Annotated in this window: 13 protein-coding genes; 3 read left to right on the top strand and 10 right to left on the bottom strand. The window is 64.0% G+C overall.

What is annotated here, in order from left to right; all coding sequences use genetic code 11:
* Window positions 1-61: 61 nt before the first annotated feature.
* The 10 genes from SPHS8_RS18055 to SPHS8_RS18100 form a co-directional block, all read right to left on the bottom strand.
* The gene (locus SPHS8_RS18055; RefSeq protein WP_236575256.1) at window positions 62-1,822 is read right to left on the bottom strand and encodes a TadG family pilus assembly protein; all 1,761 of its coding nucleotides are present in this window, start codon (window positions 1,820-1,822) and stop codon (window positions 62-64) included.
* Window positions 1,819-2,037: a hypothetical protein gene (locus tag SPHS8_RS18060; protein WP_201516715.1), complete on the bottom strand. Its 219-nt coding sequence runs from the start codon at window positions 2,035-2,037 to the stop codon at window positions 1,819-1,821. Before SPHS8_RS18060 ends, SPHS8_RS18055 begins: the two co-directional genes overlap by 4 nt.
* Window positions 2,037-2,645 carry a tetratricopeptide repeat protein gene (locus SPHS8_RS18065; protein WP_201516716.1) on the bottom strand — a complete coding sequence of 203 codons (609 nt, stop codon included), beginning with the start codon at window positions 2,643-2,645 and terminating at the stop codon, window positions 2,037-2,039. The genes SPHS8_RS18060 and SPHS8_RS18065 overlap by 1 nt, the downstream gene beginning before the upstream one ends.
* Window positions 2,642-3,535, bottom strand: coding sequence for a type II secretion system F family protein (locus SPHS8_RS18070; protein ID WP_201516717.1), 894 nt, complete (start codon window positions 3,533-3,535; stop codon window positions 2,642-2,644). Before SPHS8_RS18070 ends, SPHS8_RS18065 begins: the two co-directional genes overlap by 4 nt.
* Window positions 3,535-4,434 carry a type II secretion system F family protein gene (locus tag SPHS8_RS18075; protein ID WP_236575257.1) on the bottom strand — a complete coding sequence of 300 codons (900 nt, stop codon included), beginning with the start codon at window positions 4,432-4,434 and terminating at the stop codon, window positions 3,535-3,537. The genes SPHS8_RS18070 and SPHS8_RS18075 overlap by 1 nt, the downstream gene beginning before the upstream one ends.
* Entirely contained in the window at window positions 4,431-5,765 is a 1,335-nt protein-coding gene (locus SPHS8_RS18080) for a CpaF family protein (protein ID WP_201516718.1), read from the bottom strand. Before SPHS8_RS18080 ends, SPHS8_RS18075 begins: the two co-directional genes overlap by 4 nt.
* The gene (locus SPHS8_RS18085) at window positions 5,762-6,928 is read right to left on the bottom strand and encodes an AAA family ATPase (protein WP_236575258.1); all 1,167 of its coding nucleotides are present in this window, start codon (window positions 6,926-6,928) and stop codon (window positions 5,762-5,764) included. The genes SPHS8_RS18080 and SPHS8_RS18085 overlap by 4 nt, the downstream gene beginning before the upstream one ends.
* The gene (locus SPHS8_RS18090; protein WP_097093373.1) at window positions 6,925-8,049 is read right to left on the bottom strand and encodes a type II and III secretion system protein family protein; all 1,125 of its coding nucleotides are present in this window, start codon (window positions 8,047-8,049) and stop codon (window positions 6,925-6,927) included. The genes SPHS8_RS18085 and SPHS8_RS18090 overlap by 4 nt, the downstream gene beginning before the upstream one ends.
* 32 nt (window positions 8,050-8,081) lie before the next feature.
* Window positions 8,082-8,987, bottom strand: a complete 906-nt coding sequence (gene cpaB / locus SPHS8_RS18095; protein WP_201516720.1) for a Flp pilus assembly protein CpaB — start codon at window positions 8,985-8,987, stop codon at window positions 8,082-8,084.
* 271 nt (window positions 8,988-9,258) lie between these two features.
* The gene (locus SPHS8_RS18100; protein ID WP_201516721.1) at window positions 9,259-10,074 is read right to left on the bottom strand and encodes a universal stress protein; all 816 of its coding nucleotides are present in this window, start codon (window positions 10,072-10,074) and stop codon (window positions 9,259-9,261) included.
* Window positions 10,075-10,357: 283 nt separating this feature from the next.
* On the opposite strand from SPHS8_RS18100, the gene SPHS8_RS18105 reads away from it, so the two are divergent.
* From SPHS8_RS18105 to SPHS8_RS18115, 3 genes are read left to right on the top strand one after another with little or no spacing between them, the layout of a single operon-like run.
* Window positions 10,358-12,301 (top strand): PrkA family serine protein kinase, encoded by a 1,944-nt coding sequence (locus SPHS8_RS18105; protein ID WP_201516722.1) that lies wholly within the window; start codon window positions 10,358-10,360, stop codon window positions 12,299-12,301.
* Between the two features lie 41 nt (window positions 12,302-12,342).
* Complete coding sequence (locus SPHS8_RS18110) at window positions 12,343-13,653, top strand: YeaH/YhbH family protein (protein ID WP_201516723.1); 1,311 nt, start codon at window positions 12,343-12,345, stop codon at window positions 13,651-13,653.
* Window positions 13,653-15,191: a SpoVR family protein gene (locus tag SPHS8_RS18115; RefSeq protein ID WP_236575259.1), complete on the top strand. Its 1,539-nt coding sequence runs from the start codon at window positions 13,653-13,655 to the stop codon at window positions 15,189-15,191. The genes SPHS8_RS18110 and SPHS8_RS18115 overlap by 1 nt, the downstream gene beginning before the upstream one ends.
* The last annotated feature ends 113 nt before the right edge of the window (window positions 15,192-15,304 follow it).

Here is a 15,304-nt window from a genome sequence, read left to right on the forward strand (position 1 = left end):
TCCTCATATCCCTCCGGCTAAAGATCGTCGGCGCGTGGAGGGGGTCGCGCCGCCGATTTCCCTAAATCAGCACCGGCACGCCGCAGCGCGCTCCCGTGACCCACACCGTCGCATGGCCAAGTTGAATGCCGAGCGCAGCCAGCAGATTGTCGAGCAGGGGATCGGCGGTGCTGCCGAGCAGCGCCCCCAGCGGGGCCGTGATCGCGCCGAGCAGTTGGGATCGCGTGGCGGTGGCGTCGCAGACCGGCCATAGGCAGAGGTCGAGCGCTTTCACCTGAATGCCGCTTGGGGCCCCCAGGCTGTTGGTGAGGGACGTCAGCAGCGTTCCGGTTTGCGCGCCATTGCCGATGCTGGCGGCCGCGCCCGGCGTTCCGGGGCGGCCGATCGTGCCCGGGCCGCCTGGGCCGAAGACCAGCGTCCCGCTGTTGCCGGTGACTGGCTGGGCGATCGCGCGGACGTCAGCGGTGATGAGGTTGAGGACGTTCAATATTCGTGCAGGCGCTATGTCGCTGGCTGAGAGCGGCGGCATCGGGCGGGTCATGGCGCTGGCAGGGGCCTGACCGATATAGGCGTTGACGAGTCCCGAGCTGGCAAGCACGCTGACCCGGCTGTCGCGCGCTTGCTCGGCTGTGCTGGCGCAATCGATCGCGCTGACCTCCGCCCTTGCTGCGGCGACATCGATCAGGACCGGCACCGCGCCGACGCTGATGCCTAGAATGTTGAGGTTGAGGCCCAGGTTGAGCTGTAACCGCAGCGCCGAAGTGCTGGCGCTGGTCTCGCCTGCCGGGCCGAAGGAGAAGCGCGGCCTGTCGATCGGGCCAGTGGCGACGGCGGCGAGGCGGATCGTGCTGCCCGACGCGACGCGGCTGATCGCGTCAGTGAGGTCGATGCTGCCCTCCCCCGCCTGCACGGCGAAAGTGAACAGCTGATAGGCGTTGATCCCGGCGCGGAGGCCCGGCTGCTCGTTCGCCTCTCCCACGGGCATGTTCTTCCACACGCCGAGCCCGAACAGGCCCTCAAGTGGAACGGGGTAGCCGTTGGTGATCCGGCCAGCGACGAGGCTCAGGGTGGCAGCGGTCGCGGGCTGATCGGCAGCCTCCGCCGCTGCCAGCATCAGCGCGCGCAGGTCCACGGTGCGGCTGGTGAGCGCGCCATAGGTGCCGGTCTCGCCCACCCGCGCCGCGAGAGCGTCGAAGAAACGCGCGGCATCGACATAGCCGTTCGCAAGGGTCTGAACGTCATTCGCGCCCAGCTGCAACTTGATGCCAAGAAGAGCGCCGAGCAGGTCGTTGACGCTGTTTACCAGCGCGGTGGTGACGGTCAGGATGCCGGAACTGACGCCCACGCCCGCTTCGTCGATGCGCGCGGCGGTGGCGGTGGCGGCCAGGTCCGGAATGGGATCGGCGCCGCCCAGGACGCGGGTGAAGAATTGGCGGCTGGGCTTTCCGGTGCGGATGCGGACGGCGGTGGTCTGGCCGTTGCCGGGACAGCGCGCGAAGCTGGCGTCGAACCGCTGCGGCGAGGAAAGGGCTGCGTCAGCGCAATAGCGGCCAAGCTCCACCGAACGCAGGATTGCCGGATCATAGCCGTTGCGGCTGAGGCTGTCGCGCGCGCGCGCCTCTGCCTGCGCGGGATACATGGCGGCGGCGAGCGCGGCGCTTTCGGTCGCGGCGCGCAGGTCGCGGCTCCCCGCATAATAGAGGCCTGCGTCGAGTGCGAAGCCCATTGCGCCGAACAGCGTGGCCCCGAATGCCGCGACCATCGGCACCACGGAAGCGCGCCGGTCGTGCCACAAGGCAGGGAGGCGGCGGAGCAGCATCATGGGATGGTGGTGGCGTCCTGATCGGCGGATCGGGGAAGGGGTTGGCCGATGGATTGGAGGTAGCGGTTGCGGATGACCTGCGCCTCTTCGGCGCTGAGGCCGGTGCTTTCCTCGGCGCGGGGCGGTGAGCGCAGCTGCCATTCGACGACGCGGCGCGCCTGATCGGGCTGGGGGAGCGTGGGGGCGGAAGCCAGCAGGAGACACAGGCAGAACATCAGCGGTCTTTCGGGGTAGGGAGGTGAGCGGCTTCGAAGGCGATCTGACGGCGCAAGGCGTCGCGTTCGCTCCCATCGCGGAGGGTGGAGAGGAGGGCTTCGGCCTCGGCATTCTGACCGGCAGCGCTAAGTGCCAGCAGCAGATTGTTGCGGATCACCGCGGTCCCGGGCGACAGGTCCAGCGCGCCGCGCAGGCTCTCTATCGCCTCTGCCGCCAAGCCAGCGCGCAGCTGGGCGAAGCCGAGTGCGTTGCGGAGCATGGAGTCGGCGGGGCTCGCCTGAACGGCTTGCTGGTAGGGCGCTATCGCTTCTGCCCAGCGGCCGCGCGCGGCGAGCAGATGGCCGCGTATCGCGCTGCCGCCGCCATCGGGGAGCGCCGCTGCCGCTGCTTCCGCTCCGTTGAGATCGTTAAGGTCGAGCAGGCTGTTGACGCGCAGGATGCGCGCGTCGCGGTCGCCCGGGTAGCGGCGGTCGAAATCGTCGAGATAGGCGATGGCGGCGCGCGGCCTGCCATCGGCGCGCGCCTGATGGGTGAGTTGCAGATAGAGGCTGCGCGTCGATCCCGAGGTGTCGGCGGCTGCAAGCAGCAGGGGGAGGAGCCAGATCATCGCGCGCTTGCCCGCAAAGTGTCGAGGATGGCGACGACCGGCGGCCCGCCCAGGACGATGAAGAGGGCAGGCATGAAGAAGAGGATCATCAGCACAACCATGCGCACAGTGATCCCGCCCATTGCCTCCCGCGCGCGCGCAACGCGGCGCTGGGTGAATTCGCGGGCGAATTCGCGCAGGACCGGGGCAAGTTCGATCCCCTGGAACATGGCCTGGCGGAACAGGGAGGCAAGTTCCTTAGCGCCGCTGACGGCTACCCGCGCGGCCCAGCGGTCGAGCGCCAGTTCATAGCGCATGCCCCGATCAAGATCGCTTACCAGCAGGCCGATCAACTCGCCATGATGCGGCACCGCTACCTGCTCGTCCCGCGCGATGGAGCGGAAACATTGGTCGAGCGACACGCCGCTTTCCAGCATCATCAGCATGAGGTCGAGCAGAAAGGGAAATTCGGCGGTGATCTTCCGTGCTCGTCCCGAAGCGAGCAGGTTCAGCATCTGTCGCGCGCCGACGAAGGCAAGCCCTGCGGCGATGACGATCAGCATCGGGCGTGACAGAAATTCGCCCCATGCGATGCGGCACAGGAGCGCGGCCAGTAGCGCCGCCAGCATCGTCCCGGCCAGCCGCAGCCAGAGGAACCGGTTGACCGCGCGGGGATCCTGATAGCCTGCCAACTGCAACTGGCGCTCCAGACTCGACCGGTTGCGGCCTTCCGCGCCCAAAATCGTTGGCAGGCGGATGGCTGTCTTCGCGTGCGCCGACGTTGAGGGCGCCAATCGCGACAGCCGCGCCTCCAGCCGCCGATCGGCCATCAGCATCCGGCCGCCGAGTACGGCTATGCCAAGCCCCAAAAGCGCCATGAGGAAGCAGGCGAGGAGAAAGGGCGAAGGCATCAGAAGGCGAGCCTCATCACGCGGCGCATGACGAGCATGCCCGCGATCTGGAGTCCGATCGCGATGACCGCCATTCGATGCCCCCGCGCATCGTCGAGGAAGAAATCGATATAGGCGGGGTTGGATGCCATCAGCAGCGCCATTGCGACGATCGGCATGGCGATGAGCACGCGGGAACTGACCTTGGCTTCGGACGTCGCAGCTTTCAGTTCGCGGGCGATGCGGATGCGTTCGCGCAGGATCGCGGAAAGGTTCGACAGGACGGCGCTGACCGGGCCGCCATAGCGCATGTTGGTGCGGATCGCCGCTGCCAGCATCGACATTTCAGGAACGTGGAGACGGTCGGCGAGCTGCTGCATCGCCTCGCTCACCGGCGCGCCGAGTTCAAGCCGCCGTGCGGCTGGGGCAAGATAGCTGCGCACGATCGCGGGGGCATTGGGGAGCGACCGTTCCAGCGCCTGGGGCAAGGAGCTGCCGACCGCCTGCATCTGCCGCACGGCATCGATGTAGAAGGGCAACGCTTCGATGAGGGCGTTCACCCGGCGCTGCGCCCGTGCCCTGATCCACAGGAACACAATGGCGGGGGGCAGCGGCAAAAGGAGAATAGTCGCAACCGGTCCGGTGGCGAGCAAAATGGCGAGGGCGAACAACGCCATGCACCCGCCGAAGATACCGATTGCGCGCGTCGTCACTTCCAGCTGTGCCCGCGCCAGTATCGGCGCGGCGAGACTGGGCACTGTCAGGCGGGCGCTTTGGCGAAGAGCCGGGGCGTCGCCGGGCGCGATCGCCGCCAGCCGCCGCGAAAGCCGCGCCCTTTCCCGCGCTCGCAGGGCGAGCAGCGGCGAGACCGCCGCCGCCAGCGTCAACAGCCCGAGCAGGACGAACGCCGCCGCCTTCACAATATGCCCTGCCGGACAGCAGCCGCCGTGTAGTCGCGCAGACGCGCCTCGAAATAGGGGCGGGGCGAGTGGCTGCGAAATTCGCCCATGCCGGACATCGCGGGCTGTTCGTGAAAGCTGAACAACTCGTTGAAGGAATAGGCGTCGCCCTCGATGCCGGTGACTTCCGTCACGCCGGTCACGCGGCGGCTGCCGTTCGCCAGGCGTTGGATATGCACTACGACATGCACGCTGCTGGCGATAAAGCGGCGGATCGCGCGAATGTCATTCTGAACCCCGGCAAAGCCCATCAGCATCTCCAGGCGAGCAAAGGCGTCGCGCGGGGAATTGCCGTGCAGCGTCGCCATCGACCCATCATGGCCGGTGGACATGGCTTGCAGCATTTCCACCACTTCCACCCCGCGCACTTCGCCCAGGATGATGCGGTCGGGCCGCATGCGCAGCGCGTTGCGGACAAGTTCCCGCGCGCTGATTTCGCGGTTGCCATCGACATTGGGCGGGCGGGTTTCCAGCCGGACGACATGATCCTGCCGCAACTGCAATTCGGCGGCATCCTCTATGGTGATCAGCCGCTCGCGGTCGCTGATGAAATGGGACAGCATGTTGAGCAGGGTGGATTTCCCCGCGCCCGTGCCGCCGCAGATCAGGATGTTGAGCCGCGACCGCACGGCGGCGGCGAGGTAGGCGGCCATTTCGGCGCTCATCACCTGACGATTGATGAAATCCTCCAACCCCAGCGCCTGCATGCGGAACTTGCGGATGGACAGCAGCGGCCCGTCGAGCGCGACCGGCGGGATGACGATGTTGACGCGCGATCCGTCGGCCAATCGGGCGTCGACATAGGGGCTGGCTTCATCCACGCGGCGGCCGATCGGGCCGACGATCCGCTGGATGATGTTCATCAGGTGGGCGTCGTCGCGGAAGCGCCGGTCGACCTTCTCCAGCATGCCGCTGCGTTCGACATAGATGGTGCCGGGGCCGTTGACGATGATGTCGTCGATGCTGCCATCGCGCAGCAGCGGCGCGAGCGGACCTAGCCCGGCGACCTCGTCCTCCACATCCTCGATCAGCAGCAGCCTTTCCGCTGCATTGAGCGCGAGTTGCCCGCGCCTGCTGCGGCTGGTGATGACCTGCTCGATTTCGGAACGCAACGCCCGCGGCCCAAGGGTTTCAGCGGTGCTGCCGCGTGCTTCCAGCTGTTCGATGACCTGCGCGCAGGTTTGGGCCATCACCGCTTGATAGCTGTCGCTCATCCGCTGGGCGGCTGGCTGTGCCACTGGAGCGGGCCGTGCCGCGCCGCCCGGCAGGCTTGTGTCGAAGAGCAGGCTCATGCCGCTGGCTCCTCGGTTCGCTGGAGCAGGCGGCGAAGTCGTTCGAGGCTTTTGGACGATCGCTGCGGTTCGATGCCGCAGGCGGTGCGGATCGCGCGGATGTAGCGGTCGGGCGCAGCCTCCAGGCCAAGCGGGCGACCGGCGTTCAGGGCATTGCGCAGGCGTATCTGGTCGATGGGAAGCGGCAGGGTGCTGCTGGTGCGCAAGATCTCGCCCATCCGGCGGCTGTCCAGCAATATGCCGGGTTGATGATCCCACACCAGCAGCCGCGTTCGTGACAAGCTCGCCTCGTCATCGCCGATGCGCTCCAGCAGGCGGCGGCAGGCGTCCATCTCGCGGATCGACTGCGCGCAGACCAGTTCGACGCGGTCGGCGAGCGAAGCCAGCGTGCGCAGCAGCCCCGGGTGGCGCAGGCTGCCCGCGCAGATGACAAGATCGCCGCAGCATGCCCGGAGCAGCCGGACCAGCGCGGCGATGTCGGCAGGCGCGATGCCTGCAGGCTCGGCACCCGAACCGCCGTCGAGGGTGAGGAGCATCAGGCCGCTTGGATCATGCCGGGCCAAGGTGCTGGACAGCAAGCTGGCGTCCAGCCGCTCTATGTCGGCGATGGCTGAGGCGATGCCGTAGCTTACCGGCAGGTCGAGATAGGCCTCAGCCGCGCTGGTCGGCATGGTGAAGTCTATCAGCAGCGTCGAAGACCCGGTGCGGGCGCGGCTGACCGCCATGTCGGTTGCGACTAGCGCGGCGGCTTCGGCGTCGGCGCCAAGGATCAGTGTCAGTCGGCCGCCCTTGCCATGATCGGCGGTCGAGCGATTGAGCAGGCGTCCGATTATGGTGGCGATTTCGTCGCCTCCTGCGTCGCGGCGGATGACGTCGTCAGCGCCGGATCGAATGGCGTGCAATATTTCTTCCGCGGCGGTTTCCCCGGTCACGAGCACCACCGGCCGCCCGGCTGCGCCTTCCGTCGCTGCCGACAAGGCCGTGGCTATCGAGCGCTCTGGCGGCACGGCGTCTCTGTCCACCAGAATGACGCAGGGCCCTTCGACCAGATCCGGCGTGACCGCCTGCGCCAGTTCGACCGCCGCGCGGCCCTGCATCGCGTCGCCGATCCGCCCGGCGAGGCTGTGATCGACCGATAGAAGGATGATCCGTGCCATGGTCATGGCCTCACCACGCCGAAGGGCACGACCGGGTCTTTCGTGTCGAGCAGCGATCCGGGCAATGCGGGGATGTCCTTCGCCTGCACCGGTCCTACCAGGCGGGGGGTGGCGACGATCACCAGTTCCTGCCGTTCCTTTTGCATCTGTTGCCGCCGGAAGAAGGCGCCGATCACCGGGATGTCGCCCAGCAGCGGCGTCTTCTCCCGCGTTGTCGACTGGCTCGAATAGCTTAAGCCTGCGATCACAAAGCTCTGGCCGCTGCCGAGTTCTACCGTGGTTTCGGCCGACCGGCGGCGCAGGCCCGGCACGACATAGCCCTGCAACTGGACGCCGCTATTATAGTCGAGTTCGCTGACTTCCGGCGCGATCTTCAGCACGATCTGATCGGGCGACAGGACGAAAGGGGTGACGGACAGGCGGACGCCGAATTCCTTATATTGGATGGAGATGGCATTGCCGGTTCCCGACGCCTGCGGCACGGGCACGGGAATCTCGCCGCCAGCAAGGAAGCTCGCCTGTTCGCCGGAGCGCACCAACAGGGTGGGCTGGGCCAGCAATTCGGACAGCCCGTTGGAGGAGAGGGCGCTCAGCACCGCATTGATGCCGCGATTGGGTGCGGACAGGAACAGGTTGAACGCGTTCTGGATCGGGACGCTGGCGTCGAGTGATGAGCCAACGGGCGCGAAGCTGGCGCTCTTGAAGCTGCTGGGCGATACGACCGCGCCCTGTATGTCGCCGCTGAGCTTTGAGAAGTTGAACCCCAATGCCTTCAGGGTAGAGGAGGACACGGCGGCGAACTGCACATCGACGGCGACGACCTGCTCGCCTGCGACGATGCGGGGGCCGACAAGAGCGCCCGGCTCCCGGGCGCTTGCGGTTGGCGGCGATATGGCGAAGCGCGTCTCCGCCATCAGCGTACCGTCCCTTCCAAAGACGCTGATCGTCGCGCTTCCCGCGCCGATGCCAGTCACGCTCAAGGACCGCGCGGTAGGCGCGGTGACCGAAATCACGTCATCGCGATCCACCTCGATCCTCCCGATGGGGCGCGGATAGCTGAGCGTGCGCTTCTGCTGGATGGCAAGCGGCCTTTGTTCCTGTGCGCGCAGGATTGCGGGAGCAGTCATGGCAAGCACTGCTGCGAGGGCGTGGATGCACTTCAACGCTGGGCGCTCCCCGAATAGATGGTTTCGCGCCGGTCGCCGATGACCAGCTCTATGGGTTGCCGCGGGGCGGGGGCGGGACGTGCCTGCATGGGCGCGGTCAGGGCTTGCGCCGGGAGCGTTGCGGCGACCGGGGTTGGATCAGGGCCTCTGGAGCTTGCGGGCGCGACTGCCACTTGCTCGCTGTCTACGGGGTTGCGCAGCGACAGAGTGAGCGCGCCGGTGCTTTTCGCGAGTGACAGGGTGGAGACCTGTTCCGGGTTGAGCGCCAGCGTCACCGTTCGTGCGGGGACTGGCGCTGCGGACAAGGCGTCCTTCGCGCCGGAAACAGGAGGGGTGCCAAGAACCGCGTCACCGACTGCGAGTACCTGGACCATCTGCAACAATGTCTGGGCACGGCTGCGCCCTGCTCCGCGGGCGCCGCTGATGGCGTCTGCGCCGGGATAGACGACCTGCACGTCCACCCGGTCACCGGGGCGGACCAGGCCTGCGACCGCGATCTCCGCCGTAGTGTCTATGCTGATTGCCCGCATGCCAACCGGCACGCGGATGGCGAGCTTTTCCTCGCCGCCGATCGCATCACGCGGGATGAGCGCGCCTGCCGCAATCGCGCGGGTGGCGACCTTGCCGATCAGTTCGGCGGGCGTGGCGGCAGCGGGATGGCGCGCAGGGTCGGCCATGGCATTGCGGATCATGGCGGCGGTGATCGTCTCGCCAGTCCGGATCGGCCGTGCAGCAGCCGCAAGGACCACCGGCTGCGGCGATATGCGTTGGGCCAACTGGTCAGGCGCGATTTCGGCGGCGGAGGACCGCTGCATTTCCCGCATGCCGAGCATCAGGAACAGCAGGGCGCACAGCGTCCCTGCCACCATCATGATCCTGGCTTTCCATCCCAAATGCATCAATTCCCCCTTGATCTTGCGTCCACGCAAAGCGGGTCGCCGGGACAGACAAGATCCTGTTTCGAAGGGGATATTATGCTTTACGCTACGGACATGGGATCGGAGATGCCGCCGATTTGAGGGGATCGGATGGGCAAAGATTGCCGCGCGTTAACCTCTGACCTGCTGCTTTATGTGAAGCATCGGTAGCAACGGCATTTGGTCCGTCGGGCCATGGACGGGAAAGGTCCGATCTGGCGCAATTTCCAAAGGGCCGGATGGCTGCGGACGGTCAGTGCGCCAGCAACAAGGGAACCTGTGCGTCGCGGAGCATCGTCCGCGTCACGCCGCCGAACACAAGCTCCCGCCAGCGGCTATGTCCAAAAGCGCCCATCACCATCCAGTCCGGCTTCAGCACGCCGATCGCAGCTTTCAAAGTCGCTTCCACGGTGCGGCCATCCTGCGGCCAGCTATGAAATTGTGACTTGATGCCGTGGCGGCAGAGATATTCTGGCGCATCCGTTGCCGGGAAGGGGTATTTGCCCGCTTCCTCGACCGTCACCACATGCACTTCACCGGCATGTTTAAGCAGCGGCACACCTAGCCGGAGTGCGGCGGAAGCTTCTCGCGAGCCGTCCCAGGCGACAAGCGCGCGGCCCGTGATCATGACGCCCCGCGCCGCATCCGGCACGGCAAGGACTGGCGTGCGCCCGCCTATCGCCAGATCTGCCGCAAGATCCAGCGGATCGCTCATGTCGCGGCGGGGACGGCCCGGCAGGGTCACGACCATGAAGTCGCACAGGGGGGAGGCGGACAACAGACCACTGACGATATCGCCATCCGCGTGCCGCCAGCTCCAACTCACGCCCTCACGATGAAGCCGCTGCTCGAGCCGCTGCCGCATCCGCATATCGATCTCGTGCAATTCCGCCATGATCGATGGCGCCATGGCCGCCCCGCCATAGACATCCCCCGCCACCAGATTGGGCATGGCGGTGATTTGAACGCAGTGAATATGCGCGTCCGTCGCGCGGGCAATGTCGCAGGCGGCCTGCAATCGGCTTTCCATGCCGCTATCGTCATGGATGTGAAGCAGAATGGATGTCATCGCATCTCTCCATATGCTGCTGCCTGGCGAAACGTCTTTCCCAAGCCGTTTCCTTATACCCTCTTTTTGCCGGTCCTTGTTAGAGGCTTTTAGCCGCTTCCGGCGCGCTGCCCTCCCTTTTGGAGCGGAACGGCGCGGAAACATGTCTGCCTGCCGGTTGCTTATTGCGAACTATTCGGATGTGCAGGAATAAAAATTTTGCAATTGTCCAACTGCAAGGGCCTGTTTTTGCAGTCTCGTGCGTATTATATTCGTAACATGACTACTGCGGCGGGAGTCGTCAGTGACGAAAAACGAACTGTTTTCGAGCTTCACGCGGAATTTTGACGAACGGCGTCAAGCCGAAATGTCGATCGAGGATTATTTGCTGGGATGCCGCAATGATCCTCTCATGCACGCATCAGCACCGGAACGCCTGCTGGCGGCGATCGGCGAACCGGAGATCATAGATACTTCCCGCGATCAGCGGCTCGGTCGGATCTTCATGAACCGCACCATTCGCCGCTATAAGAGCTTCGCCAATTTCTACGGCATGGAAGCGACGATCGAGCATATCGTCAGTTTCCTGCGCCACGCGTCCCAAGGCCTGGAAGAGCGCAAGCAGATCCTCTATCTGCTCGGTCCCGTCGGTGGCGGGAAGTCCTCGCTCGCCGAACGACTGAAGTCGCTGATGGAGGCGCACCCTATCTATGCGCTGAAGGCTGGGGACGAGATCAGCCCCATCTTCGAAAGCCCGCTCGCCCTGTTCGATGCGGAACAGCATGGCGGCTTTATCGAAGATAATTACGGCATCCCCCGCCGCCGGCTGACCGGCATGATCAGCCCATGGGCGCGCAAGCGGCTGGACGAGTTTTCCGGCGATATCTCTCAATTCAAGGTCATCCGCCTGATGCCGTCGCGCATGCGGCAGATCGCGATCGCGAAGACCGAGCCGGGTGACGAAAATAATCAGGACATCAGTTCGCTGGTCGGCAAGGTCGACATCCGCAAGCTGGAGATGCTGTCGCAGAATGATCCTGACGCCTACAGCTATTCGGGTGGGCTCAATCGCGCCAATCAGGGCATGCTCGAGTTTGTCGAGATGTTCAAGGCGCCGATCAAGATGCTGCACCCGCTGCTGACGGCGACTCAGGAAGGCAATTATATCGGCACCGAGAATATCGGCGCTATCCCCTTCAACGGCATCATCATGGCCCATTCCAATGAATCGGAATGGGCGAATTTCAAGAATAACAAGAATAACGAAGCTTTCATCGACCGTATCTACGTCATCAAGGTGCCCTATAGCTTGCAGGCGACCGAGGAGCGGCACGTCTATGAAAAGCTGCTGCGCGAGTCCGACCTGAACAAGGCTCCGTGCGCGCCGGGCACATTGGACATGCTGGCGCGCTTTTCGGTGCTTACCCGGCTGCGGGAGCATGAGAACAGCAACCTTTATTCCAAGATGCGCGTCTATGATGGCGAAATGCTGCGGGAAATCGATCCGCGCGCCAAGAGCATCCAGGAATATCGCGACGCCGCTGGCGTGGATGAGGGCATGTCCGGCACATCGACGCGCTTCGCTTTCAAGGCGCTGTCGGCGACGTTCAATCATGACAGTAGCGAGATCGCCGCCGATCCGGTCCATCTCATGTATGTGCTGGAACAGATGGTCCGGCAGGAACAATTCCCCGTCGATGTCGAGGCCAAATATCTGGAGTTCATCAAGGGCGAACTGGCGCCGCGCTATGCCGAATTTATCGGCAACGAAATCCAGAAAGCCTATCTGGAATCCTACAATGATTATGGCCAGAACCTGTTTGATCGCTACGTCGCCTATGCCGACGCGTGGATAGAGGATCTGGATTTCAAGGACCCGGACACGGGGCAGCTTCTCGACCGCGAAGTCATTAATCAGGAACTGACCAAGACGGAGAAGCCCGCCGGGATCGCCAATCCCAAGGATTTCCGGAACGAGGTTGTGAAATTCGCCCTGCGGATGCGGGCCAGCAATGACGGGCGCAATCCCGGCTGGACCTCCTATGAAAAGATCCGCGAAGTCATCGAAAAGCGGATGTTCAGCCAGGTCGAGGACCTTTTGCCCGTCATCAGCTTCGGGTCTAAGAAGGATGGCGATACCGCCAGCAAGCATGACGAGTTCGTCGCCCGCATGGTCGAGCGCGGCTATACCGAGCGGCAGGTCCGGCGGCTCGTCGAATGGTATATCAGGGTCAAGCAGGCGGGATAGACAGATGGAGGCGCCCTCTTCGTGACAGCGCAGTGGCCACCATGCACATAGTCGACAGACGGCTGAACCCGGGGGGCAAGAGCCTGGTAAACCGGCAACGGTTCCTGAGGAGGGCGAAAGCCTATGTCAGTCAGGCGGTGCGTGACAGCCTGAAGGATCGCAGCATCAAGGACCTGGCCGGGGAAGGCGAGGTGACAATCCGCCGCGACGCGATCCATGAGCCCACGCTGCACCGGGCGGAAAAGGGCGGTAACCGGGAACGGGTGCTGCCCGGCAATCGCGAATTTCTGGAAGGGGACCGGATCAAGCGGCCGGATGGTAGTAGTGGCGGTGGGTCGCAGCCGGGTGAGGGCGAGGATCAGGACGACTTCCGTTTCGCGCTCAGCCGGGAGGAGTTTCTCGACCTTTTCCTGGAGGACCTGGAACTGCCCGACATGGCCAAGAAGAAGCTGGTCGCTGGCAAGATCGAAGGCGTACGCCGGGCAGGCTATTCCACCATGGGCAACCCGTCCAATCTTTCGGTTCCGCGCACGATGCAAAAGGCGATGTCCCGTCGTATCGCGCTGCGTCGCCCGAGCGGGCGTGACTTGAGCCGCATTGAAGATGCCATTGCCGAGATCGAGGGGCGCACTGTGCCTCTGCCGGATGATGACGTTGCGCTGGAACGGCTGCGGGAGGAGCGGGCACACATCATTCGTCGCCGCAACCTCATTGCCTATATCGACCCGGTGGACCTGCGCTTCCGCCGTTTCGAACCCGTGCCCCGGCCGGTCGCCCAAGCGGTCATGTTCTGCCTGATGGACGTGTCTGGCTCCATGACCGCGCATATGAAGGACCTTGCCAAGCGCTTCTTCGCGTTGCTGCACCTCTTCCTGTCGCGCTGTTATGAGCATGTGGAGGTGGTGTTCATCCATCATACTGACCGCGCGGCGGAGGTGGATGAGGAGACTTTCTTCTACAGTAGCGTAACCGGCGGCACACTGGTGTCGAGCGCGCTCGACAAGTTGATCGAGGTGGTGAAGGACCGCTATAGTCCCACCGACTGGAACATCTATGTGGCGCAGGCTTCGGACGGCGACACGCTGGCATCCGACAATGCGCGGGTGGTCGGCCTGATGCAGGACGAAATCCTGCCCTTCTGCCAATATTTCGCTTATCTGGAGGTGGGGCGCGAGGAGTTTGCTTCGATCGAGTCCGCGACCTCCACCACCGGTTTGTGGGACGCCTATCTGCCGGTTTCGCAGGCCAATCGGCAATTCACGATGCGCAAAGTGTCGCATCGCCGGGAAATCTATCCCGTCTTCCGCGAGCTTTTCCAGCGGCGCGGCGTGGGTGAAAGGGCGTCTGCCTGATGGCGTCGGTTGCTCCCGCTCCGCTGTTCACCGGCAGCGACTGGGACTTTTCGCTGATCAACCGCATCTATGATACGGTGGAGCCGATCGCGCTTCAGGAGATGAAGCTCAACATCTATCCCAACCAGATAGAGATCATCAGTGCCGAGCAGATGCTGGACGCCTATTCGTCCATCGGCATGCCGTTGTTCTACAAACATTGGTCATTCGGCAAGCAGTTCGTGACCAATGAAATGCTGTACCGCAAGGGACTTCGCGGCCTTGCCTATGAGCTGGTGATCAACTCCAATCCCTGCATCAACTATCTGATGCAGGAAAACAGCGCCACCATGCAGACGCTGGTGATTGCCCATGCGGCATTTGGACATAATCATTTCTTCAAGAATAATTATGTGTTCCGTCAATGGACGGATGCGGAGGGCATTCTCGATTATCTGGAGTTCGCCAAGCGCTACATATCGCAATGCGAAGAGCGCTACGGGCAACTTGCGGTCGAGCGGGTGCTGGACGCCGCCCATGCCCTGATGAACCAGGGGGTTCACCGCTATCCGCGCATCCGCCCGCGGGACATGCGGGCGGAGGCCGAGCGCGAGGCAGAACGGCAAGCCTATCGCGACCGCATCTATGATGACCTTTGGCGCACGGTCCCGGTGGGCGCGAAGGCGGCCGCCGTGCCGTCGGACGAACGCCGCGCAGCGCTTGGGCTGCCGCAGGAAAATATCCTCTACTTCCTGGAAAAGACCGGACCGCGCCTCAAAAGCTGGCAGCGGGAAATCCTGCGGATCGTCAGGCTGATTGCGCAATATTTCTATCCGCAGCGCCAGACCAAGGCGATGAATGAGGGCTGCGCGACCTATACCCATTATCGCATCATGACGATCCTGCATGATCGCGGTTGGATTACCGATGGCGCGTTCATGGAGTTCATCCAGTCGCATACCAATGTCGTCTATCAGCCGACATTCGATTCCGGCCATTTCGGCGGCTTCAATCCCTATTCTTTGGGCTTTGGCATCATGTCCGACATCGAGCGGATCTGCATGGACCCGACTGCGGAGGATCGCGAGTGGTTCAGCGACATTGCCGGGTCACGCGATCCGGTAGAGGTGCTGAAGGACATCTGGATCAACTATCGCGACGAAAGCTTCGTCTCACAGTTTCTCAGCCCCCATCTCATACGCCAGTGGCGGCTCTTCAAGCTCCTCGACCATGAAGGCGAGTCGGAACTGCGCGTCGATGCCATTCATGACGAGCGCGGCTACAGGCGCATTCGCCGCGCGCTCGCCCGCGAATATGACATTGCCCGGCAGGAGCCCGACATCCAGGTGGTCGATGTCGATCTGGCTGGCGACCGTACGCTGATGCTGGAGCATGTGGTGAATGACGGTGTGGTGCTGGACGCTTCGGACGCGACGATGGTGCTGCAAAGCCTGGCCAATCTGTGGGGCTATGAAGTCGCCTTGAGCGAGGTTCATGGCGAGAGCCGCAAGGAGTTGAAAAGCCATCGTTGCCAGCCGCAGCAGGGATGGATCGGCTGAAGCGGTGCGCGGCGGCGGCAGGCCCAACGGCGACAAGAAGATTCCATTTCCAAAGCTCTGCGGAAAGGCGTAAATTCCGCCGGGTTTCGTAAGTGGCTTCCTTGGCTGGCCGC

The sequence above is a fragment of the Sphingobium sp. S6 genome (assembly GCF_905120495.1).
Classification (GTDB): Bacteria; Pseudomonadota; Alphaproteobacteria; order Sphingomonadales; family Sphingomonadaceae; genus Sphingobium; species Sphingobium agri.